This is a genomic window from Flagellimonas pacifica (genome assembly GCF_900215465.1).
In the GTDB taxonomy this organism is placed as follows: domain Bacteria; phylum Bacteroidota; class Bacteroidia; order Flavobacteriales; family Flavobacteriaceae; genus Flagellimonas; species Flagellimonas pacifica.
In genome coordinates, this window is record NZ_OBEH01000007.1 from 47,417 (window position 1) to 71,953 (window position 24,537).

General features: G+C 38.8%; 15 protein-coding genes. 8 read left to right on the forward strand and 7 right to left on the reverse strand.

The genetic code is table 11. The features are described 5' to 3' along the window. Window positions 1-7: 7 nt before the first annotated feature. Window positions 8-1,279: a glycoside hydrolase family 27 protein gene (locus CRO15_RS17725; RefSeq protein ID WP_097047200.1), complete on the reverse strand. Its 1,272-nt coding sequence runs from the start codon at window positions 1,277-1,279 to the stop codon at window positions 8-10. Between the two features lie 75 nt (window positions 1,280-1,354). Continuing rightward, on the reverse strand, window positions 1,355-3,673 hold the full coding sequence (locus CRO15_RS17730) for a beta-galactosidase (RefSeq protein WP_097047201.1): 2,319 nt from the start codon (window positions 3,671-3,673) through the stop codon (window positions 1,355-1,357). A 643-nt stretch (window positions 3,674-4,316) separates the two neighbouring features. On the opposite strand from CRO15_RS17730, the gene CRO15_RS17735 reads away from it, so the two are divergent. The 3 genes from CRO15_RS17735 (at window position 4,317) to CRO15_RS19980 (ending at window position 8,814) form a co-directional block, all read left to right on the forward strand. Further along, on the forward strand, window positions 4,317-5,846 hold the full coding sequence (locus tag CRO15_RS17735) for a sulfatase (RefSeq protein WP_097047324.1): 1,530 nt from the start codon (window positions 4,317-4,319) through the stop codon (window positions 5,844-5,846). A gap of 1,930 nt (window positions 5,847-7,776) precedes the next feature. Next, complete coding sequence (locus CRO15_RS19975) at window positions 7,777-8,547, forward strand: site-specific integrase (RefSeq protein ID WP_243397020.1); 771 nt, start codon at window positions 7,777-7,779, stop codon at window positions 8,545-8,547. Between the two features lie 57 nt (window positions 8,548-8,604). Beyond that, window positions 8,605-8,814, forward strand: a complete 210-nt coding sequence (locus CRO15_RS19980) for a site-specific integrase (protein WP_243397016.1) — start codon at window positions 8,605-8,607, stop codon at window positions 8,812-8,814. A 236-nt stretch (window positions 8,815-9,050) separates the two neighbouring features. Here the strand turns inward: CRO15_RS19980 and CRO15_RS17750 are convergent, their stop codons facing one another. The 4 genes from CRO15_RS17750 to CRO15_RS17765 form a co-directional block, all read right to left on the reverse strand. Further along, window positions 9,051-9,419: a hypothetical protein gene (locus CRO15_RS17750; RefSeq protein WP_097047203.1), complete on the reverse strand. Its 369-nt coding sequence runs from the start codon at window positions 9,417-9,419 to the stop codon at window positions 9,051-9,053. Next, window positions 9,416-9,613 (reverse strand): BfmA/BtgA family mobilization protein, encoded by a 198-nt coding sequence (locus CRO15_RS17755; RefSeq protein ID WP_097047204.1) that lies wholly within the window; start codon window positions 9,611-9,613, stop codon window positions 9,416-9,418. Before CRO15_RS17755 ends, CRO15_RS17750 begins: the two co-directional genes overlap by 4 nt. Before the next feature lie 461 nt (window positions 9,614-10,074). Beyond that, entirely contained in the window at window positions 10,075-10,401 is a 327-nt protein-coding gene (locus CRO15_RS20050) for a zinc-ribbon domain-containing protein (RefSeq protein WP_097047205.1), read from the reverse strand. 50 nt (window positions 10,402-10,451) lie between these two features. Then, window positions 10,452-12,596: a T9SS type B sorting domain-containing protein gene (locus CRO15_RS17765; RefSeq protein ID WP_097047206.1), complete on the reverse strand. Its 2,145-nt coding sequence runs from the start codon at window positions 12,594-12,596 to the stop codon at window positions 10,452-10,454. Window positions 12,597-13,079: 483 nt separating this feature from the next. Between CRO15_RS17765 and CRO15_RS17770 the strand changes: the two genes are divergently transcribed. From CRO15_RS17770 to CRO15_RS17790, 5 genes are all read left to right on the forward strand, one after another. Continuing rightward, window positions 13,080-16,904: a gliding motility-associated C-terminal domain-containing protein gene (locus tag CRO15_RS17770; protein WP_097047207.1), complete on the forward strand. Its 3,825-nt coding sequence runs from the start codon at window positions 13,080-13,082 to the stop codon at window positions 16,902-16,904. Between the two features lie 84 nt (window positions 16,905-16,988). Further along, the gene (locus CRO15_RS17775; RefSeq protein WP_097047325.1) at window positions 16,989-17,897 is read left to right on the forward strand and encodes a PorP/SprF family type IX secretion system membrane protein; all 909 of its coding nucleotides are present in this window, start codon (window positions 16,989-16,991) and stop codon (window positions 17,895-17,897) included. A gap of 11 nt (window positions 17,898-17,908) precedes the next feature. Continuing rightward, complete coding sequence (locus CRO15_RS17780) at window positions 17,909-19,894, forward strand: OmpA family protein (RefSeq protein ID WP_097047208.1); 1,986 nt, start codon at window positions 17,909-17,911, stop codon at window positions 19,892-19,894. Between the two features lie 218 nt (window positions 19,895-20,112). Further along, the gene (locus tag CRO15_RS17785; RefSeq protein ID WP_097047209.1) at window positions 20,113-20,484 is read left to right on the forward strand and encodes a hypothetical protein; all 372 of its coding nucleotides are present in this window, start codon (window positions 20,113-20,115) and stop codon (window positions 20,482-20,484) included. A gap of 63 nt (window positions 20,485-20,547) precedes the next feature. Then, window positions 20,548-21,276, forward strand: a complete 729-nt coding sequence (locus CRO15_RS17790; RefSeq protein ID WP_097047210.1) for a LytR/AlgR family response regulator transcription factor — start codon at window positions 20,548-20,550, stop codon at window positions 21,274-21,276. Between the two features lie 26 nt (window positions 21,277-21,302). Here CRO15_RS17790 and CRO15_RS17795 read toward each other — a convergent pair whose 3' ends face one another. Continuing rightward, the gene (locus tag CRO15_RS17795; RefSeq protein WP_133067285.1) at window positions 21,303-24,467 is read right to left on the reverse strand and encodes a histidine kinase; all 3,165 of its coding nucleotides are present in this window, start codon (window positions 24,465-24,467) and stop codon (window positions 21,303-21,305) included. Window positions 24,468-24,537 lie beyond the last annotated feature (70 nt).

Genomic DNA, 24,537 nt, shown 5'->3' on the forward strand with positions numbered 1-24,537 from the left:
GCAATTGCTATTGATCGACTGTTTTTGATAATAATAGAAATAAGCTTGATTTCGGAGGCGTATCATGACTGATCAAACCACTAGCCGTGCCAATATCTTTCCCAGCATAGACATCTTTAATATTGATCTTTTGGAAAATGCCAACATCCTCCAAGTTTAATGCTATATTCTTTTTATTTTCCTGATTTCTATTCAACAATAAAACAGCAACTTGATTGTCTTTTAAATTTTTGGCCCAAACTTCGGTGTCAGTATTTTTTATAATTCTCTTTCCCTGTTCCGTTGGGTCTTGATTAATGGAAATAGCATCTTTGTTTAATATGATACTTTTTTCTTCTTCGGACATGTTCCTGGGGTCATTGCCCAACATCAATGGAGAGGACATAATGCACCACAACGCAAAATGACTTTTCTGTTCAGCAAAAGTTAATCCATGCTCGCCTGTGACCAACATATCGGGATCGTTCCAATAACCGTTTCCAGCATATGTTGCCCATTTATTGTTTTCTTCGGCTATTTCCATCACCGTAAGTAATCCCCAGGCGTTATTCTCTTCTGGAATTTGACCATCAAATTGGGCATCGTTTCCAGACATCCCTGATACCTTTGCGCTAATGTCTTCTGTTGTACGAGCCATTTGACCAATTTCAGCATTCCAATCAAACCATTCATAAGCGCTAATACTTATTAGAACGTCTCTATCTGATTTCTCTTCCAATAAGCGTTTCCATTTGGCATAGGTTTTATGAAGTATGTCCAAATCCCAGCCTCCTTCAAAACGACATCTATCTATTTTTACGAAATCTATTCCCCAATCTACAAATTGCTGGATTTGTACTTCCTCATTCCCATAACCTCCTACCGGGTCATTAATGCAATCTGCAGTTCCCGGCACTGTATGCAGTCCGAACTTTAAGCCCTTGGAATGGGCGTAATCGGCCAAAGGTTTTATTCCGTTTGGGAATTTTACCGGATGTGCCAATAACGCTCCATTTTCACCCAGCTTCGTGTCCCGCCAACCGCCATCAATAACGACATATTCGTAACCCGCTGTTTTTAGCCCACTCTGGTCGATGGCATCTATGACTTCATACATGATTTTTTCATTGATATCTTTTTTACCAAACCAGTTCCAGCTGTTCCATCCCATTGGGGGCGTTGGAGCTAGCAACTTTTCTTTATTAACCGGCATTTCCGCTGGTTCTGATTTCTTTTCTTTTGGACTATTATTGCAAGAAATCAGTGCGATAATACATATTGGACAAATCAATTTTTTCATAATAAATTATTGCGCTATTTAACTTTATAGCATTCTCACGTTACATTTGACTGATGGATTTAGGCACCCTAGCTCTTATTGAAGAATGACTATTGCAACTTCTAAACTATCTAGAGTTAAATCGATATTCCTGTTTTGAATGGCAATAGGTACATCAAACAGGTCGGTGGCTGTATTCCAATCACCAACTTGCAAGCTTTCTGTTATTTTATGTTCTGTAGGATTTGTAATAATTAAAGCTTCCTTTCCTTCTATTTTTCTTTTTCTAACCAGAAATTCACCACTATGGACTGGAAGCACATCGCAATTTCCCATTAATTTTTTAACAAATTCAGGGGTATCATCATTCCGGTAAGCTGTACCATTATGACCAATAAAAGTTCCCAATAACCACGCTTTTCCTTTTCCATGGGACCGTACGGTACCTGCAATTTCATCCTCATAATACAAACATGGCCTGCTATCTATATTTTCAAATGTCTGTATGTAAACATTGGCCATGGTTTCCACACCTTCCAAACTGTTTTTTCCCATTAAAGATGTCGGTTCCAGAAATTCACCCCATGTCCGCTCCCATGGCGACCACCGGTGTCCCCCATTTGGTTCCTTGACCATTGTGAAACTTGATGGCTTTGAACCAAATAATTTTTTTGCCGCTTCCGAGATTTCCCCTCGGTTGCTATATGAATTTTCACTATAATTGGCAATTGCAGCTTCACTTATAAGATGTCCCCCTAATTCCACATACGTACTCAGTTTTTCAACCAATTCATCGGATATTGAAATGGGGAACGGCATTACAATGGCCTTATACTTTAGTAAGTCTGTTTCATCCAATACCGATGCTTCAATAAAATCCACTGGAATATTTGCTTCCCAAAACAATCGGTGCCAACCTCGGGTTGAAAACTCCAGGTTTTTACCCCCGTTAAGCATATTATTGGTTATTTGATAATTTCCCTCATTTACGAATATGGCCACATCACTGCCTCCCCATGATGGTTTTGCAAAAATATCTTGATGCTTTATCAATGCCTTTCCAACCCTCGAGGCCTCTTCAAATCTTGGCGTGGTATCTCCATCACTATCCAATAAACTAAATCCATTTGTTTCATGGATCATTATTTCGGCCCTTGTTACCCAAAAAGAAATCGCATTGACCCCTGTCCCTATTGATGTCAACATCCAACGTCTCATATCTTCTTTAGAGGGCACCCTTCCTTTATGAAATCCTGTAGATACCGGCCCTCCTTGAAACTCTGCACTCCAAATCGGGCTTCCCGGTGTATTGCATGAACGCAAATAATCAAATCTTAACGTTAGCATCCTCCATATTTCATTTTTCAATTGCTCATGTTTTTTGCTTGTAATGTATACGCCGTTATTTATATCATCCCAATCGTCGAACTCACCCCAGTTGGAAGCAGGGTATGACGACGATCCTAAAAAGTCTTGGGCCCTGGCCCAATTCCAATCTTTTCCCGAACCATACTCCCAAGAGCCAAGATGACAAAATACCGGGCGATTTAAATCATCTGTTTTTCTGATTACCTCCGCTCTCTTTTGAAGTACATCGGTAATTTTTACATTATCCATAAAATAAGTCCAATAAACATCTTGTACCAAAGACATTCTTCGCTTATGGTCCCTGTTGGGCTTCACATATTTCCAATCTAAATAATTGGTGTTCCATTCGTTATTTAAATGTTCGAGTGAACCGTATTTTTCCTTGAGCCAATCCCTAAAAGCACGCATTGTATTATCACAATAACAAACACGTTCACCTACCATATTTTCAGACCAATACCCTACCTCTTGCCACGTGTTCCAAACCAACACATTATCATACTTCCCCAAGGTTTCAATAAGTTTTTCTATAAATTTTAGATGTGCTTCCATGGCTCCGGGATGGTCAAAACAGGGCCCTGGTTTCCCATCGGCAGGAATGGGAGCTTGTGCCTCATGCATGATTGTCCGCCCGCTTCTTCCTTCCATCCTACAATCCGGATATTTTTCAAATAACCATGCCGGTGCCTGCTCCATGGTCAAACCTAAATACACATACATATCCAGACTTTTGGCATGCGCAATGAGTTCTTCATATTTTGAAAAATTATATTGCCCTTCAAGAGGCTCATCTATTGCCCAAGATTCTTGTAACTTGATTAGGTTAAAACCTTTTTTCTTCAGGGTTTCCATATCCTTTTTTAATTCTTCCATAGAAGGCATTGGTTCACGCGCTAAATGCGACCCCAAGTAGAACTGGCTGTTCAGTTTATCCAAGTCAGCCTTCCGTACAATTTTAGAATCTTGACTTTTATCCTGGTTGTTTGAAATACAAGAGGTGAAAATTGCAGTTCCAATCAATAGGGATATTTTATATAAATTTTTCATGCTAGATGCTTGTATTTTAAATTGATTGCTTTTCGAGAACAAATAGATTCTGTTTGTTTAAAACTTAAGGCATTGACATCACCCAACTTGATGCTATCACTTTTTTATCCAATAGACCAAACTTTTGACAAAGTTATTCTTAAGCATAAATTTAAAACATCAATATATTGCTCAATACTTATACTATATTCACATTTATCTTATAAAAGAAACAAGTATTAAACAATATAAACCATTATAGATAATCCTTGGCCTTAAAAAAACATCATTTTTATTTAGAACAACCCCGTAACAGTGGCCAGACATTTGTAGGCATTAAAGACACGAAAATCAAAAAAAGTACCGGTTGCCAATAGGAAAGAAATCACTATTCTCGCATTAAGGGCCCGTGGTGGGACAACTATTAAAACAGTGGTACTTTATAGTATATGGGGACCGCCATTCATGGCCCAAAATCAATCTTTAAATCATGGAACACCACAAAAAAAACGTCCAAATGGCTTAATTCCTCAATACGAATTAAGAATTACTTACTTTTGGAATAAACCAAAGGTAGTTTTGAGACAGGCTGACGTAGGGTTCCATGTTGGAAAACAGGAGTTTTGAACTTAAAAATCAATATTGGAAAATAATTAAAAACAAGATGAGATTAAAAATTACAGATCGAATTATTACACTGCTCTCATTGCTATGTGCCTCCCCATGTGTCTCTTCAATAGTGGGCAATGACCCTCCAAACATAGTTGTTTTTCTGGTTGATGATATGGGGTTAATGGATACATCGGTTCCATTTTTAACAGACACAAATGGTAATTTGGTCAAGTACCATTTAAATGACTATTATATAACACCCAATATGGAGAAGTTGGCGGAACAAGGAATTCGATTTACAAACTTTTATGCGCATTCGGTTTGTTCACCTACACGTGCCTCAATACTAACTGGACAAAACTCGGCTCGACATGGAACGACCAATTGGATAAGACCAGAGAGTGATAATCGTACAGAATTTGGGCCATCAAATTGGAATTGGAGAGGGCTTAGCAAAGAATCGATGACACTCCCGCGTATACTGCAACAGGCTGGTTATAGAACCATTCATGTGGGAAAAGCCCATTTTGGGCCCTTTGGTAGTGATGGTGAAGACCCACTCAACATTGGTTTCGACATAAACATTGCAGGAAGCTCTATCGGACAGCCGGGCAGCTATTACGGGAAGGATGGTTTTGGGCATATCAAAGGACGGAAAACAAGAGCTGTCCCTGGTTTGGAGAAGTATCATGGTAAAGACATATTTTTAACCGAAGCGTTGACCCTTGAAGCTATTAGAACCATTTCTGAGGCCAAAGAAGAGAATAAACCTTTTTTCCTTTACATGGCACATTATGCCGTACATACACCTTTTCAGTCGGATCCACGTTTTGCCGATCATTATAAACACTCTGGTAAATCCAAAAAAGCCCAAGCCTATGCCACATTAATTGAAGGCATTGATAAATCATTAGGGGATATTGTGCAGCACACCAAAGATTTGGGATTGGGCGAGAATACGCTCATACTGTTTCTAGGGGATAATGGTTCTGACGCTCCTTTACCTATTGAAAATGACTACAGCAGTTCCACACCGATAAAAGGTAAAAAAGGCAACCATTGGGAAGGTGGTATGCGTGTACCATTTATTGCATCGTGGGTTTCGCCCAATGACAAAGCATTTTGTCAAGAAAAAACACTTATTGCAACCAATGCAATTCAACAGCAACATGGGACAATTCTGGACATTTTGCCAACGCTATGTAAAGTAGCAAATTTGAATTATCCCAAAGGTCCTGCAATAGATGGTTTTGAACTTCAGCAACAGCTTAATGGTGGACAAAATCCTGACAGAAATGAGCTTTTCCTCAATCATTTCCCCCATGGAAATCACCGTTCCAATTATTTTACCAGTCTCGTTCAATCCGACTGGAAAATAATCTACCATTATCAGATAGATAAAGAACCAAGATATGAATTGTTCAACCTAAAAAAAGACCCGTTTGAAACCAACAATGTTGCGCTGAAAAAACCGCGACGGCTTAAAACAATGATGAAGGTATTATCTGATGAAATGAAAAATAAAAAGGCCCTCTATCCTGAAAAACAAAAACAGTCATTGAAATTGATTATGCCAAGATAAATGATGATGTTTCCACTATATAGAATCTAAAAATATACTTAGCAAGAATTAGGAATCTTAAAAAGCACGAAACACAACAATAGGTTGTAAATTATCAACATAAAGTATGAGATTTTTGTATCCTTAAGGCGTCCTTTGAGGATATAAAACCACTAAAAAATCACAAAATGCAAAAAAAGATGTGGTTACAGAACTTAACCCTCAAAAGCTTGAACAAAAAAACTTGAATTGTTTCGGATAAAACTTAAGTTGTACATGCGATTGATCAAAGGGGAAAAGTGTAAAACATCCAAACAAGGGAAGATTCAGAAATAGGCCATTCTACAGAATCAATTTTTCCAAGCCACAAGGTGTACCATGCCCGAAACAACTTATTGCATACCATGAAATTACTCAGTCTTATTGCTCTTCAATAATCTTTTAGGGCCAAGATTAAAACCTAAACGTGTCCAAATTTTGACATGTTATGGTGTTGGTGCATGATTTTCAATTCAATTCAATCAAACCAGCCCTTAACAAGTTTGACAACTCTTGTATCATTTATTGTAACTTGTTCAAATTCATTGTTCCCGGGATTGTACCGATAATCTTTTCTCCATTCATTTATATTTTCAACGACATCCTCTATGACTTTACAGATAAAGACCAGTTCTTGGTCAGTCAAGACAGGGTGTAACGACAATCTTACCCACCCGGGTTTATTGGTCAGGTTTCCAAGGTTTAATAAGCGATTGGCAGCTCAACCCATGTTTAGATAAGGTCCTATTTATTCTTTTCGTAATAAGCTGTACCGGTTTCCCATGAAAATTGCTAATGCATATATCTCAACTCCCAAAAGTTACTTATAAAGAAGTTTTTTATTGACAGGTTTTTCTAGACCTTATACGTCTATATTTCAATAGGGTCGTAAAACGAATGTTTATGACCCTATAATTCTTAATGAATCCTTAACTTCGACCTGTGAAAGTAAATCTAACGCATTATCTTAATTTAGAGTTCACAGATCGTCAACAAGAACTGAGAACATTAGCAGAATAATGATTTTTACTGGGGGGGGGGCAAGTATTGGTTCGAGCCCCAGTCAGGAGAACCTGCTACAAGGCCTTTATATAAGAACTTAAAACAAGGTAGTGGAAACCTTATTTTTTTCTAGAACTTTGTACAGTCTTGACAAGTTCCATAAGGGCATTATCATTTCTTTTAAATCTATTTTCAAGGGAGAGCGTAAAGGAAGTTGAGTGGGTGCAGAAAATTAGTTTTACATCAGAATTCGATATGCACTGCCTGTTTTCGATCCTCCAAAAAACAAACAGGTGCTTTATCTATTATAAACTCCTTAAAATAGTTGGGGAGTCGCCTTGGATTTAATGGATGGTTGGGCAAAGATCCAAGTAAAATTTGCACTTCATCCTATTAAGAAAACCAAGGGGATGGACTTCCGATTCTTAAACGAATTATTTTATGTAATTTTACCAAGATTGGAATTCAATACTTAACAAACCAGTTCAATTAATATGGTAGCTAATCGGTTACCTCGTGATTTTAGAAGTTCTTAAAAACCTTTAAAACATAAGTCTTTCCGCTAGGATATTGGAATCCTGCCGCGGTCACGAAAAGGCAGTTTGAATACTGTCGAGGTCACTCTGGATTATCATCCAAATTCGAAAAGTCTGTAAATCATTGATTTACGGACTTTTTCATTTTGATCCAATCTATCTGATATCATATAAAACCATGCAATTCGGTGGACGATTCGGTGCGCTCTTTTTCACGATCCGCAAAAAGAGCGTACCATAATTGTTAAAAGACCGGAAAGTCGGTTTATGAACGGAAAGTTATTTGAAATTAAATAACCTAAAGTTTGGAAAAAATGAGAGATTCCTTTTCTACATTGTTTTACATCAGGGGCAGTAGGCTCGATAAAAATGGCATGAGCCTGATCTATTTGAGGGTCACCGTCAATGGCAAGAGGTCCGAGATGAGCCTGCAAAGAAAGGCAAGGCCCGAGAAATGGGACCCTAAAAAAGGAAGGGTCAGGGGCACAATACCTTCCACCCTGGAACTGAACCGGTTTCTTGACAGGATAGTATCGAGGGTCTATCAAATACAGGGGGAACTTATCTCCGATGGTATTCCCAATACCTCAGAAATGGTCCTGAACACTTTTCAGGGAAAGAGCGATAGATCCAAAACTCTCCTGTCGATCTATGGGGACCACAATGATGAGATCTTGGAACTGGTCGGCAGGGAGTTCTCCTCCGGGGCTTACCAAAGACATCTGAGAACGGCAAGGCACTTAAAGACTTTCATAAAGAAAGAATATGGCTATGGGGACATCAGCGTCAAAAAGGTGGACCTCAAGTTCATCAACCGTTTTGAACACTTTCTGAGGAGAACCTTGAAGAACTGTGGGCAGAACACCGTGACCAAATATGTGACCAATCTTAAGAAGATAATGCGGATATGTTATGCCAACGGTTGGATCTCAAAAGACCCCTTCTATCATTGGAAGGCCAAATGGAAAAAAGTGGAACACGACATCCTCAATGAGCGGGAACTAAAATCCATTATGGAAAAGGACCTCCCATCAAAAAGATTGGACCAAGTGAGGGACATCTTTGTCTTTTGCTGTTTTACCGGCCTTTCCTATATCGATGTGCAAAAACTTTCGAAGGATCATATCGTGTTGGCAATGGACTGAAAGAAATGGATAAAGATAAAGCGCACAAAGACCGATACCAAGAGCAGTGTCCCTTTGTTGCAGGTCGCCGAACAAATATTGGACAAATACGGTGTATGCGACGGAACGGACAACACGGGCAGGCTTCTCCCTGTTGTCAGTAATGAGAAATTGAACCTCTATCTAAAAGAAATTGCGGCTCTAAGCAACATTGAAAAGAGGCTCACCTTTCATTTATCAAGCCATACCTTCGCCACAACGGTCACCCTTGCCAATGGGGTCCCATAGAATCGGTCAGTAAGATGCTTGGGCACCGATCCCTTAAGACGATCCAGATCTACGCCAAGGTGCTGGACAAAAAACTTATGGAGGACATGGAGCTTGTAAGGGCCAAATTCAAATTCAGTGGATGAATATTCTATAAAAAAAAGCGAGCGAAACAGGGTTTCGCGCTGCAAGTCCCAATCTTACCAAAACAAACCTGCTGAGCTTGGTGGAAAGCTAAATGACGGTTCGGGAATCATCTATAGGTTTTTGATTGTCCGTTTATAATTTTCCAACTCCCCTTCCGTGATTTCCAACCTCAGATAAGGTTTCCCAAAAGAAGGCTTTACCAAGGTGACATGGTCTATTACATATTGGCTCTCCCTTTTGAGCATTTCCATTTTATCCATTAGCCGCTCATAGTGGATCTTGAGAACGGTTATCTCTATTTTCCCTATATTCTTTTCTAGTTCTTTCTTGACAGGTTTTTTCTCTCTCCTTGTCGGCTTTTCCTCTTTTATGCTTTCACCAAAAAGGGAAAGGAGCATGGCATTGTTCGGTCGGGTCTGATTGATTTCAATATCACGAAGAATGGCAATGTTCCCTCTGTCCGTTTGCGGTTCTTTCATATTTCTTCCAAAATACTGTCCACAAAGCGGTCATTGGGCTTAAAGCCATGCCACTCAAAAAACGTAATCATTTTTTCCAAAGCCTCGGATTGGGAGCCCGCCATTTTCTTGGCAAACGAACGGAACCGTTTTACCACCGAAGTCTTTAGATTCAGGGCAAGGTACTTGTACTCATATTTACCTTTTACATGCATTTTTCAACAAACTTTTTCAATGTCCACAGGGTCTCTGGAGTGTTTTTCAACAAACTTTGGATTTACTCTCATTTTGAAAAATTTTACAAACCATTGATATTTAATTATTTATAAAGTTAATTAAACTCGTAGCGTCGCTTCAGCGCGCTACCCTCTTGCTTCTCCGAATATTCAACAAAGTCGAATTCGAAGAAACTTTCCCTTAAGGTAAAGGCATCTTGAACAAATGGACTATAATGAAAAAAATTTAAGGAACTGAACAGGGATGTTTTGCGAATAAAATATGTGAGATTTATGATTCATAAAAATTCATCAACCACGATTTAGTATCAGTGTTTGGGTTTTAATCTAGGTTTTTTGTTTGTCAAAAAAGTAAACCCATTCGTCCCAGTAAAAGTGAAATATCTGGTTTAATGTCTTCAATACTACTACAAAAATACTTCCAATTAATTCTTCTAAATTCAATTTAAAAAAATGAAATAAATTACAATTAAAATCACAAAAACTAACCCAGACCAATGCCACAAAGGTCTTCGAAGTTTAGATTCGTTTTCGTAATAGCTTTTTTTTAGTTCGTGGTCAAATTCACTTTTCATTATGGTCCTTTTACAGTGGTCGCACTCCATAAAGGTTTTCCTCCCCAATGGAAACATGGGAATCCAAAAAATATGAAAGCAATTTCCAAATTCAACTATGTTTTGGGCCTTGTTGTTTTCGCAATAGCTGCACTTAAAGTTTTCAATCTTCAGTGCTCCGAGATAAACTAATTTCAATCCAACAATTTTCATAGCTTAATATATTATTTAACCAACACCTGTTTCCTCTTTAATTTGGAGAATCAATGCTTCAGTGTAAAATGATTCTTTATTGTCCGTCCGTTTTGGAAATTCAAAGTGAACCAATAATCATTTGAAGGCAATCTATGGCCATTCAAAGTGCCATCCCAACCGGGATCATTTGGGCCTAATTGTTTTAATAACTTACCATACCTATCAAAAATTTGAATGGTGGCATTGGAAAACGTTTCTAAACCTTCAATGCGCCAATAATCGTTGGCCCCATCGTTATTTGGTGTAAAAAACCTTGGATAATCCAAAACAAAAATGTCCTTTGTAGTGGTTCCGCAGCCATCAACGTATCTGGCATGAATGGTATGATGACCATTTGGAACATCCAAGAAAAAACTGCTCAGCTGGTAATGCAGTCCGTCTATAGAATATTCTAAAGTGTCTTCTTCAGTGGTCAGTACTTTGACCGTATTATTTAGTGCAGCGGTGTTGACATGAACCCTATCTATTTGGGGAGTTTGGGATTGCCCAACACTAAAGGAAAACATCTTTTTGCAAAGAATACCGTTCTGCATTTTCCCAACCAAAAGGGAATAATTACCCATTATGGACAAATCCACGGTATAATAATTGGACAGTATTGTGCCTTCCTCATTGCTCCACTCCCAGAAATCCCATGTTGCATCTACTGATAGTGTTAATTTTTTTTCGGGATAACACAAATTGTAGTTTTCCAGTAAATCTATATGTAATGGTTCATTAACAATGAGTTTGAAACTGCTTTCTGAAAAGCATCCAAAATCTTTTTCATTTGAAATTCTTACTAAAATGGTCTCTTCGTGGGGAATCGTATTTTGATAAGATGATGGGAAAGGATTTGGAAGTTTGATGCCATTTGCATCAAAATATTCAATGTTCAGACCTATTTGCCCTTCAGTCAATTGAAATTCGATGGAAGAAGTATCAAAGGTAGCAAAGCCGTCACCTTCATCACAAGCATATAATTCCGATGTCATACTCACCTTAGGTATTGGAACTACATTAAATTGAAGTTGAGTTTTAGCATAGCAATTTGTGTTAGGATTTAAAACCCTGACTGTAATCACTTGAGAGTTGGATACGGTATTCTGAAATGGATTGGGAAGTGGGTACGGCAAAGGGTTTCCATCAGCATCAAAATAAGAAATTTCCAGACCTGTTTGTTCACCTAAAACCGTTGACTCGATGTTCGATGTATCAAACGTTGAAGAAATCCCGGTTCCCTGGGAATCCTCACATGAAAAAATGGTTGTTATCGGATACGCCCTTAACGGTTCAAAGACTTCAATAGGTTTTGAAAGTTCTATTTTTTCCCCGGTAACAGCCGTAATTATTGCTTTTACCCTATAGACTCCTGCTGTTGTAAATTTATGAAAGGGTGAAAAATCGATAGAACTATTATTGGTTCCAGAACTTGGGTCTCCAAAATCCCATTCTACCCCAACAAGATTATCGGTATTGGTAAGCTGGAAATCAATCGAAAGATTTTCGCAATTAATACTTTCCAATATCTCATGATCAACAACGGTACTGATTTCTCCATAGGCCTTTAAATAGTAATGAGCACCTGGAAACCCATAATCATCGGTGGATACATAATCAAAAAAAATAGAATTATTGATGGGAAGAAACCAGGATGAATCTTTTTCTTCTTGTGTATATGCAGGAAATATTGTGCTTGGTCTTGTGACAGTTTCTTCTACTTCTATTAAAATTCTTCTAACATTCATTGATACAACTATTGGAACATCCAAATCAATTGTCAAGTTATGTAACTTACCATTACCAAAACTGAGTAGGTGATTTAAATCCACAGTTTGGCTGGAACCAAGTAAATTGGCCTCCGGGAAGGAAGTTGGAAATTCATTATCAATTTCATAGACGTTAAAGCGTACAGAAAATAGGGGGTTGCTACTATAAATTCCAAGCGTGAATGCTATTTCAACAGAATTAATGGTGAGCTCCTCATTTTGTGAGACGCCAAAGTCTTTAAGCTCAAAAGACCTCCCCCAGTTATTTGCCGGACTGAAGAAAAAGGAAGGCCCCGGAACAAAATCCCCTATATTATTATCTAGAATAACTTGAGATGTAACAGACCAGGAGAAAAAAAGAAATGCAACACTCCACTTTATTTGGATTTTATAAAAGTTCTTCAACCTAAAAAAGCATTTTAATTCTCACCAAAATTTAGTCTTAAGAATAATCGTAAGTCTGTAAAACTAATGGGAACGTAAGTCTTGGAATTCTACTTTTTTCTAAACGGAATATTTCATTCATTCTTTGGCCAATTACTTACAGTCCATAACCCTTTGCATAAATTCCCAAACAATTATTGATTAAATCAAACGAATCCCTACAAAGAAAAAATCAGCTATTTGGGTGTAGCTCTCCTGACTTTTCCGAAACGGATCAATGGTATAATAAATCGGATGCCTTGTACGGAGCACAATACTTAGATTTTTCCGAAAAAAGAAACAAATACGCCTATAAATAAATGATAACATCCTTTTGATGAATCCAAAATCAATATCAGCAATCTGCAGTATAACTTTGATTGTGAATCAGTTATAAAATTCATGAAGTGTGGATTACGATTAAAAAAAATGAATCCGTCATTTTCAAACTAAAATTTTTTGATCATGAAATTAGAACGCCTACTTATGCATGTTTTGTTGTGGATTTTCGCTGTTATTACAATGCGAGCGCAGTGTGATGCAAACAATTTTACTGTAACGGTCTCCCCAGGCGGCTGCCCAGCAGATGGGAATATCGAGGTACTTCTCCCAGGCGGGCCACCTTGTACAGGATGGCAGGCCATTCTTACCAACCCGGGCGGCGTAGAGACCATAAGAAACATCCCCATCGATGGAGGCCCCATTGATTTTAATTCCTTGGCGGTAGGAGACTATACGATACGATTGGTCAATGGTACAACAGAATTATTCTACGCAAACAATCCGGTACAGGTTACCACTACATATCAGGCTATGCAGATTTCAGGTAGCAGCCAAGCCCCATCTTGTCCTAATACCGCAACCCATTATACACCAGATGGAACATTGAATATCACCATTGACAATGGCGGTAATGGACCGTTTCTTTATGAAGTGACTTCACAATTTGGACTTCAAAGTTTTGGTCCTACGTCCAATACTTCCCACACTTTTGGAAATATGGAAGGAGGGGAATCAGTATCCTTTACCGTGACCGATACGGGGTGCAATGTTTCCCAAACGCAAGATCCCATTATTGCAAGTAATGATGATATCGTCTCTAACTATTTTGGCGCTAATTTTTCTAGAGACTGCCCTTCAGGATGCGACAGATACAATGTGGGCTTTAGGATACTTGTCTATTCCCAAAATGGACAAAACAATGTACAGCTTCCTGGTAACGCCACGATTAGTGTCAATGGGGGAACACCTGAAAATTTATCGGTCACAAATGTCAACGGAAATACTATAAACTTTAGTTATCCCCCTGGATTGGGTGAAAATGACACTTATGAGCTTGAGTTCGATGACGGATGTGCCGTTTTTGGTGAGACAGCAACGGCCCCACTAATGGACAACGACTTTCTTAATGTTTTCTCAGATATTATATATGAAGAAGCGACCTGTTCTTTTTTACATGTAATAAATGTAAGGGGTAGTGGATTTATAAATATAAGTCCAGGTAGTAATGATAATGTTTCCTTCTTTTGTGCTCCCAATAGTGCAAATACCATTACAATAGACCAAGAAACCTCACCTGGTACTTGGGTTACTATTTTTTCTGGCAATTCTTTAGATGTAAATAACCTTTTTTATACCCTACCTGGTCCAGGACATTATAGGGCTATCGGTACTGATGATTGCCATACGGTGACAAGGGAATTTGATACACTTGACGAAACGGACCCATTGGATCAAATGACCATAAATGATTCAAGTTCTATTTTGGAGGGAACGGGTGCCGTGGTAATTGACAGGATACCCACAATGGGTTCTTCTGCACCCATTCCAGCGACTACCTATGAGATAAGTCCAGTACCATTTGTCCCTAGCTTGACCATAAATCCAGGTAATCCTTTTAGCCTTGCAGGCCCCTACACCATTAATTTTCCATTGACCTATACCACTAGCATAAATCGTTCCTTTATAGGAGATTTGCCCCCTGGCGACTATGAAATCAATATAACCGATGTCTGCAATAATCAAGCACAGAGATTGCACACGGTTTCAACCTTGGCCCAATATAATCCCTCGATTCAAGTAGTCAATGGATGTTTCAATTCTTCGAGAATCATTTATGACATGAATCCCGCAAACGTGGCCAGCACTTTAAATCCAAGAGCAGAAGTTGAGCTGTGGACCGATAACGGAAATGGCGAATTGGGCACCTTGGTGCAAGGAGATATTCCTCCAGACTTCCTTTCCGGATCTTTTGATAATGTTATGTCCGGAGATTACATTTTAAGGTTCGTCAATATCAATTTTAGGTCAACCAATCTCAATGAAAACTTTTCGGTTGTTACACTCAATAATAATGATAGGGAATATAGAACATCTGTGACCGTGGCCTCTTTTCAAAGTATCACGGTGAGTACCTCCGGTTCGTTCTGTGATTTAAATGATACTTCTTCAGGTTTTATATACACAGAAATAACAGGCGGCACCCCTACTTACCCAATGACCTATGAGCTATTTGATGTTTCCAATCCTTCGATTGCAATTCAGACCCATACAGAGACTGACATATCGGTGACCAACCATCTTTTTCAAAACGTATCCGATGGTAGTTATCAAGTTCGCATAAGCACCCCATGTGATGGCTTGGATTCCAATATCGACCTTATACCGGCGCCAATACAGGCATCCATCTCTGCCAACAACAATGGTGCAATATGTGCCCCTGGAGGAGATGTCGACCTATCCATAGACCTTCCTGAAACTCTTTTTGATATTGTTTGGACGGACGATCAGGGCAATACCGTCGGTATTGGATCAGCAATCACTGCTTTGGTCACTTCTCCAACCCTATTTACCGCTACGTATGAATTCAATCCCCAGTTCTGTACATCGTCTGTGATAAATTCAAATTCGGTACAGATGCAGATAGATTTTCTCCAAGAACTTGCCCAAATAGGTCTCGAAAGTACCACTTGTGACGTTTCAGGAGCTAATTATACTTTAACGGTAGAACTTGCTGGCACTTCACCTTATATGGTTATGGGCATTGGTGCCCCAGGAACGTTTAATGGCAATGTCTGGACTTCGGACCCTATTCCAGCAGGTATCGATTACAATGTGAACTTTGAGGATGTAAATATCTGTTCCACATTGACAGTGTCAGATGTTGCCCCTAACTGCTGTGTGTTTCAGGTCACTTGTCCCACATTCCCTCCAGTGACCTTGGAATGTTACGATGACCTGCCATCGGCTACAAGTCTTACCGAAGTAGAGTTTGAGGCCTTGGGTAATGCCGATGGTTCCATCGGGGATTTTCCCTGCGGGATCATTGAAATAACCGCTGCAAACAGTCAGGATATGGGTAATTGTAGTACGATTGTTACTCGTACATACACAATCACCGAATATGAAGATACCAATGCAAATGGCGTTAGGGATACCGGCGAAAATGTAATCTTGAACACGATGGGTTGTCAACAGACCATTGTTATTGAAGATAACATACCTCCTGCCTTTGTGGAAAACCTTCCGGGGGATATCTCAGTGTCCTGCGATGCGATTCCAGTGGCAAACATGCTAATCGCAACTGATAACTGTGATTCAAATGTGCAGGTAAATTTCACGGAAGAAGCCATATTTTCCAATATTTCCGATGACTTTATCATAGAACGTCTATGGGAGGCAACCGATTCCTGTGGCAATCTTGAACAGTTTCAACAGATTGTAATGGTGGTACAACCTGAAAAGGAAACGGTGATAATTGACGCCTGTGTTGAAGATGAAAGGATTGACCTTATCACCAATTTACCATCTTCTTTTGATACCAATGGCATATTTGAAGTGATATCTGGAAATGTAAGATTAGATGGGAGCTTGTTGGATCCATCAAGTTTTGGAATCGGGGAACATCAAATTTCTTACAGCTCTACTGAAGGTACCTGTAAATACTTCATGGATTTCACAATACGCATCAATACCAATTGTGTTCCTTGCAATACCTCCGAAATCCTTGCTTCCAATACGGTAACGGCCAACTCAGATGGGATCAATGACTTCTTTGAGATCCAGGGAGGCGAATACTGCGACTATGTTTTTGGGTTACAGATTTTTAATCGATGGGGACAGATCATATACGAATCGGACAATTATAGGAATGATTGGAGCGGGTTTTCCCCAAACAATACCTTCGGTAGTTCTCGCACTTTGCCCTCTGGCACATACTATTACATCATATCAGTCCAAAACCAAGAGGTCGAACCCATCAATGGATTCATCTATCTAGGTGCGGATTAAGATGACCATCCACAAATAACAATACCATGAACCCCAAATTAATATGGTATTCATTATAGATAGTAAAACTAAACCATGGAAAGCATGAAAACCATAAATAAATATCTAATTGCAGTCATAACACTGTGCGGCTTGGCGGTAAGTGGGCAACAATTGCCACAGTTCACGCAGTACATGTTCAATACGATTTCTGTTAACCCTGCCTATGCAGGAAGCAGGGAAGGAATCAATGTAACGGCCTTGCACCGTAACCAGTGGGCAGGTCTTAACGGAAACCCGACCACCAGCACCTTTTCGTTCCACACCCCTTTGAAAAATGAACGTGTTGGTCTAGGCCTCTCCTATATTTCGGATCAGTTGGGTTTTGAGAATACCAACTATATCTACGGTGATTTTTCTTATACCGTTCCAGTGACAGAGGAAGTGAAACTATCATTTGGACTGAAGGCAGGATTCACCAATTATAAATTGGAAAACCCTGATCTTAGCGACCCTTTCTTTAGTGCCAATTTCAACAGCTGGAAACCAAATTTTGGTGCGGGCGCTTACTTAAGCAGTAATAGATGGTATGTTGGCTTCTCTTCGCCAAGAATATTGAACACCGATCTGAACGAAGGAGAATTCCAAGCTTTGGAAAGGAACAGTTATTATGCGATTGGGGGGCTCGTCCTTGATCTTTCCACTGACATTAAATTCCGTCCCTCTTTTATTACAAAGTTCACCAACGGGGTACCTTCGACCTACGATATTACATCCAGCTTTTTATTTAATGAAAAACTATGGGTCGGTGCCTCCTATAGGTTCAATGATGCTTCCAATTTTGGGGCTTTCGTTGATTTTCAAATCTCCAATACCATACGATTGGGCTACGCCTATGACCTGCCCACTTCCATTATCAGACCTTATTCTGGAGGGACACACGAGGCCATTCTAATTTTTGAACCAAGATTGCCCAAAAAGACCCGTTTGTATAGATCCCCCAGATACTTTTAAACCCATATCCCATGAAGCATTATAGCACCACCCCTGTTTTTATGTTACTTGCTCTTTTTGGAGCACTGACGCTGAATGCACAATCCATTAACCAAAAAAGAGCAGATCAATTGTTCTACAAATTCGCCTATGCCAAGGCAATCCCTGAATACGAAAAAATGACTGATGGGAAAAATGCCCTGCATGCTCATCAACGTTTGGCGGAATGTTATTTATTCTTACGGGACTTTGAAAAAGCCTTGCCCCATTTTGAGCAGTTTATCAATGAACCTGATACGCCAACCAATTATTATTTCGAGTATGCCATGGCGTTGAAAAGTTCCGGGAAAGAAAAAGCAGCATTGAAATGGTTGAAACGCTACGGGAAATTGCATAAGAAAGACTCCAGGGTCAAACAATTTTTAAAGGATGGTAATTTGGCTTCTGTAGTTTTCAATAGCAAAGAACAATATGACCTCGAACCTGTTCATTTCAATACTGAGTATAGTGAGTTTGGGGCTTTCGTCCATGATGGACAACTTTATTTCAGCTCCAGTCGTAAGGAAAAGTCTTTCGAAAACAACTATAGTTGGAACGATGAACCCTGGCTGGATATTTTTCAAATCACTGAAGGTAGCACAACGGAAGTACCCCGTAAGTTTGAAGGAGAAATCAATTCCAAGTTCCATGAAAGTTCTATGGTCTTTTCCACAGATTATAAGAATGATACCATTATTTACTTCACGCGAAGCAATTATTTCAACGATAAGGAGAGTTTTTCCACAAGAAGAACGGAGGATAGAAACATAGAAAAACGAAATAATCTGAAAATCTTCAGAGCAGATAAGATCGATGGCCAATGGAAGGTCATCCGAGGCTTAAAAACCAATGCTGACCATTATTCCAATGGACACTCATCAGTAAACTCCAGTAGAACTCTGTTATATTTTGCTTCGGACCAACCGGGTGGGTATGGGGGAACGGACATTTATTATTGTAAAATACATCCAAGGGGAGGTATTGGACACCCTATAAATGCAGGACCAATTGTAAACACCCCCGGTAACGAAATGTTTCCCTATGTAAACAATGAGGGGCAACTTTTCTTCTCTTCTGATGGCCATGTCGGCTATGGACAATTGGATGTCTTTGCCACAGTAGCCGACGAAAATGGAATTATAAAGGAAGTGGTAAACTTGGGAAAACCTTTGAACAGTGAAAAGGATGATTTTGGATACTATGCTCTGGACAATGGAATTGATGGCTATGTAAGCTCCAATAGAAAAGGGGGGAAAGGAAGTGATGACATATACAAATTTAAGTTTACCCCCTCATTGGACCTACAAGGTACGGTCATAGATGCGGTAAACCTTCAACCATTGGACAGTGTGCAAATATCATTGTACGATCAGACAACGGGCAATTTGGTCAATAGGGTCATAACCGATAAAAATGGCAAATATGAAATGTCAATTGATAGACATAGGGCATACATGATAGAGGCCGTGAGAAAAACACACCCCCACAAACATTTGTATTTCAACACTTCGACAACGCCAAGGTCTACAAAGCGTATTTACAAGGATATCCAGTTAAAACCCGTATTGAACTTAAAGATCCTTGCCAACCTTAACAGAATATATTTTGATTTTGACAAAAGTGACATTAGGCCTGATGCCGCCAGGGAACTGGACAAAGTGGTCAAATTGATGATAGAGGCCTATCCCGAAATGATCATCCGCTTGGAATCCCATACCGATCCGGTGGGAGGCCATACATACAATGATAACTTATCGGAAGCCCGAGCCAAGTCGACCTATGAATATCTAATAGCCAATGGAGTTCCCAAGAGCCAAATCTTATCCTACAAAGGTTATGGAAAGCGCAAACCGATTAATGATTGTAAAGGACGAGGAAATTGTTCCGCAGAAGAATTGGAGCTCAACAGAAGAACGGAATTCCCAATCATTCAAATAAGTGAAAAACAACCTAACACCACACTGGCCAAAGAGAGGTAGTTCTTCCATAAAATGGACAAAACAAAACGATAGATGGATCAAAAAGCCCTTTTATCAGATGATAAGTTGAGAAAATCTAACAGAGGGATATATTTAGATCAAAAACTATATTTAAGAAATACCTTTAACAGTACAAAGGGATTTTATCGGTGGTCTCCGACCAAGCCCTCTAATGCTTCTCAAGAAACGAATAAACACTTTTACCCAAACCATTTGGAATGCAGGAAACAATCGATTTTATGATATATGACAGGCAAGGGCCAATGAGCAATGCAATTAAGCATGTATTAAAAAATACCGAGATCCGCATACATCGTCTTAAAAAAGTCAATGCGATTAAAAATACCCTTCAGAAAAAAGCATCTACCGATTTTATTTTTATCATGTTTGTATTCAATGAAGTCTTTGAATTTATAGATTATTTGGAGTTGGAAAGGCTTGGCATTCCTATTGTTTTTGCACCTACGAATAAGCGTTGCCATGAAAGGCTCTGTGAAATTGAGGGAATCTGGATCATGGACGTATCTCGAAACAAACAAGAATATATTCAACAAATAACTTATTTTTTAAAGATATTGCAACGTAATTAGTTGACCATATACTGGTTGCCTGATAAAATCCATGCATAATCAATATGTAATACAGCTTAAAAAATGACGATTGTAATTATTGATGATACGACTTCAGATATAGAATATTGCAAAGAACTTTTGGCAAAAAACTTTGATAATTTTGATGTCTTGGAATGTTTCTCAAACCCTGTAACCGGACTTGAATATGTTAATACGCACAAACCAGATGTATTGATCTTGGATATGGAAATGCCGGACTTAAGCGGTCTAGACCTCATAAAACAACTTAAATCACCTAGCACAGAGGTGTTGTTCTACACATCACATGCTGGTTTTGCCCTTGATGCTTATCGTAGCTTTGCACTTGGATTTTTGTTGAAGCCTATCAATGAGGCTGAATTTGTTGGTATCATCACCAAAGCCTTGCAGAGACTGGGAAGAGGAAAAAATACTCCTATCGGGAAAGACAACTTGAAAATTGAGTTCCAAGCATTGGAAAATAAGAAAGTGGCCATACCCACCATGGGGTGCACATATTTTCCTAAGATTATGGACATAGTGCGTTTAGAGAGCGTAGACAGTTATGCCAAAATACATTTGTCCGATGGCAATATCCATTTAAGTTCCTATGGTATCAAACATTTTGAGAAGTCCTTAACTGCCCCATTATTTTTCAGGGTGCATAAATCACATTTGGTCAATTTAAAAAGGGTGGACAAATTTTTCCCCGATGGCACATTGATCATGGACACAGGGGATAGAATTCCCGTGGCCAGAAGAAGAAGAGCAGAACTTTTAGAACTTTTCTAGTTGCCATTATTCATTACACAAGGGTTTTATATTCTTGTGTATGGTACTTTAACGATTACCTTTGTTCCGGTCCTTTGTTCATCGCTAAGATCTTGAAACCTAATTTCGTATTCCCCGTTCCTTTGATTTATTTGGTTCATAAGGTTTAACCGTTCCTTCAGTATTTGTGAGGCATACGACTGATGCTGATTGTTATTTGTTTTTTTTGTTGTCGCAATGCCCAATCCATTATCTTTAATACTAAAAATCAATTGCTGGGAAAGGGTCGATTTTTCAATTTTTAGGACAATCTTTTTTTCTGTCTGATCTTTGGTAAAACCGTGCACTATGGAGTTCTCGATAATAGGTTGTAAAATCATTGGGGGGATTACAAGGTCATCCGTATCAATATTATTACCACATTTTACTATTAAATCAACATCATCAGTATTGTCAATGTTGCTCAACGTAACATAACTTTTGATAAAGTCAATTTCCTTGGCCAGTTGTATGCGCTCATTTCTGGTAACGTCCAAGGTAAGCCTAGCGAGTTTGGAAAAAAGAGTCACGTAATGTTCCAAACCCTTTGTTTTGCCATTCCTTAATCTATTTCGTATCTCGTTCAAAGCATTGAATATGAAATGTGGGTTCATTTGAGATATCAATGTTTTTCTCTCTAATTCTATCAATGCTAGATTTAGAGCATATTTCTTTTTTACTTTTTTGGTATAACTCAGCACTAAAAAAAGTAATACTGCCACTGAGAGAAATCCACTCAAAATTAGAAACCAAGATTGTCTGTAAAAAACTTGTGCCACATGAATATAATAGTGCAGTTCATTGGATGATTCAACACCAGCGGAATCAAATCCTTTGATCCGTAACACATAATCCCCGGGAGGAATTGACAACAGCTTTAAAGTGTTCTGTTTCCCTAGGTTTACCCAATCGTCCGTAAAACCGTCCAATCTATACACATATTTGTTGTTCTCCGTATTGTAGCAGTCATTGATACTATAGGTTACAGAAAACGAATTTTTGTTATAGGGCAGGCTAAAACTGTAATTCCCCTGGTTCAGAACGTCAATCTCCACTTCTTTTTCCTCATGGGTATCATAATATTCGAATTTCGTGGGGAATATCTGAAGTTCTTTGAGCGGGGCGGGATTATCAATATGGTCAAAGACGATGAGTCCCCTAATTCCTCCAAAAAACAAGGTGTTGGAAGAGGTTTTGTAATACGCATTTTGATTGAAATCATTAAAAGTCAGCCCATCCTCCTCATAGAACGAGGTGATTTTTTTCACATCTCTTTCATACCTATAAAGACCGTCATAGGTACTGAACCAAATATTTTTCTCCGCATCCTCCAAAACTCCGACAACGTTTAAATTGGTAAGCCCGTCCGCTTCGTCTAGTATGGTTGCTTTTTTTAGGTCCTTGTCAAAATAAATTAATCCTTTATCGGTTCCCAGCCATAAAATTTCCCGCTTATCCTTGAGAATGGTATAAATCTTATTGGTCGGAAGGGTCAATCCGTTATCGGTCGAGTCGTTATTCAGATGCAAAAAGGTATCTGAATTTAAATCTTGTATAAAAAGACCGTTCGCGTCTGTGCCTATATAGAGTTTATTCCCGGTCTTATGAAGGTCTCTGATGAAAAGTTTCTTAGTGTTCTCAACTAAGGGAATAGGTAGTTCCCGGAATTTTTTTTGCCAGATATTGAATTCTTGAAGACCAAAATTGCTGGCAAGCAATAAGGTAGAATCTGATTTTTTTAGGACATCATAGTACCGCAATTGACCCAACTCCCAATCTTTGTCAAAGTTATACATTCCAATAATTGTATTTTCCAGAAAGTTTATTTCCGAAACCATTCTGTTCTCTCCGAGGCACCATGCAGTGGAATCACTGGCTTTTACAAAAGACCTGAGGTAAGACAACTGAGGAAAAACATTTTCGGTAACATAGGAGCCATGAATAAAATCACTTTGGGTAGGAGTAATCTTAAATACCCCCGAATAAGTAGCCACAAGTATCTCATTATTAGGAAGCTCTAACAATCCTCTCGTACTTATGACGCTTTTGCCATTTCCGTAAAGGATCCTTTCAAAATTATTCTTGTTAAACTTTATTTTTTTGATATGATCATAATTGCTTACATAAATGATGTCGTTTTTATCAACAACAAGGTCCTCCACCCAAAAGGGAAATGGAATTTCATATGTTTTTCTTAGCATGTAGTTCCCGTTTGTTTCCATCATTTTATATAGGGATACATTTTTTCCAAGACCATCAATACCGATAAAATCGGCATAATCTTTTAGTATCGGATTGCCGTCTTCGGTAATGGGTATCATTTCTTGAAAGGGGAGATTGAGTACCTGAATATCCAAGTCTTTGATAAAATAGCTTTCAAAGACCTTTCCTTTATAGGTATACTGGATTTCTTTGGATTTGGGCAAGAGTTCGCCATTAGGGCTAATAAGGATGCCATCCCCCCCATTGAAGGTCCATTCTGGATGGAAATAGCCCATCGTTTCATATTTTTTTGTGGAAGTATAATCGGCAATCAAACTAATCTCCCCCTTTTCAAGAATAAACAATTTGCGCCCTTGCCTGCAAAGAATTTTATCACAGTCAATTATTTTTTCAAAAAACAAAAACTCCCGTTTGTAATAGTCGGATACGGCATAGGTGGGTTTAAGAGCTTCTATTTGATATTTTTCTACAGCGAAGGAGGAGTCAACTTTTAAAATAACATTGTCAGCCCCTACAATCCATATATTTCCGTCGCAATCTTCGATATATGAGTTTCCCGAAAGATTTTCTCCCCTTGAAAATGGCTTGAATTTTATACGATTAAAACTATCGTCCAAACTTTTGTCGGACACGAAAACTCCCGTCTGGGTCGAAACCCACATTCGTTGTTGATTGTCAATAAAAACTGTGAAAGCTATTTTAGGCGGGTTATCTCCATTTTCATCCATAAAGGTTGACAGTACACTGTGGGTCTCAAAGTCCTTTACAACTCCGTTATATGTGGAATACCATAGAAACCCATTATGATCTACCTGCATTACGTTGATATCCTTATGGGATTCTCCATTGGGATTAATTTTAATATCCCTTATCGTATAGTCCTGTGCTTGGGCAACACCCAAAATCAAAAAAAAGATAAATAGAATAATATGTCCGTATGGTGTCTTCAAGTTATTTAAATGGTCGGTAAGGTCTTTGAAAAGTTTGGATTGAAACAAATCTCAACAAACTCCATGGTCA

Bases quoted from the DNA above. Each gene is read 5' to 3' on its own strand.
- CRO15_RS17725 (WP_097047200.1), bottom strand. From the start codon at position 1,279: ATGAAAAAATTGATTTGTCCAATATGTATTATCGCACTGATTTCTTGC.
- CRO15_RS17775 (WP_097047325.1), top strand. From the start codon at position 16,989: ATGAAAACCATAAATAAATATCTAATTGCAGTCATAACACTGTGCGGC.
- CRO15_RS20050 (WP_097047205.1), bottom strand. From the start codon at position 10,401: ATGAAAATTGTTGGATTGAAATTAGTTTATCTCGGAGCACTGAAGATT.
- CRO15_RS17780 (WP_097047208.1), top strand. From the start codon at position 17,909: ATGAAGCATTATAGCACCACCCCTGTTTTTATGTTACTTGCTCTTTTT.
- CRO15_RS17735 (WP_097047324.1), top strand. From the start codon at position 4,317: ATGAGATTAAAAATTACAGATCGAATTATTACACTGCTCTCATTGCTA.
- CRO15_RS19975 (WP_243397020.1), top strand. From the start codon at position 7,777: ATGAGCCTGATCTATTTGAGGGTCACCGTCAATGGCAAGAGGTCCGAG.
- CRO15_RS17755 (WP_097047204.1), bottom strand. From the start codon at position 9,613: ATGCATGTAAAAGGTAAATATGAGTACAAGTACCTTGCCCTGAATCTA.
- CRO15_RS17730 (WP_097047201.1), bottom strand. From the start codon at position 3,673: ATGAAAAATTTATATAAAATATCCCTATTGATTGGAACTGCAATTTTC.
- CRO15_RS17770 (WP_097047207.1), top strand. From the start codon at position 13,080: ATGAAATTAGAACGCCTACTTATGCATGTTTTGTTGTGGATTTTCGCT.
- CRO15_RS17785 (WP_097047209.1), top strand. From the start codon at position 20,113: ATGCAGGAAACAATCGATTTTATGATATATGACAGGCAAGGGCCAATG.
- CRO15_RS17750 (WP_097047203.1), bottom strand. From the start codon at position 9,419: ATGAAAGAACCGCAAACGGACAGAGGGAACATTGCCATTCTTCGTGAT.
- CRO15_RS17790 (WP_097047210.1), top strand. From the start codon at position 20,548: ATGACGATTGTAATTATTGATGATACGACTTCAGATATAGAATATTGC.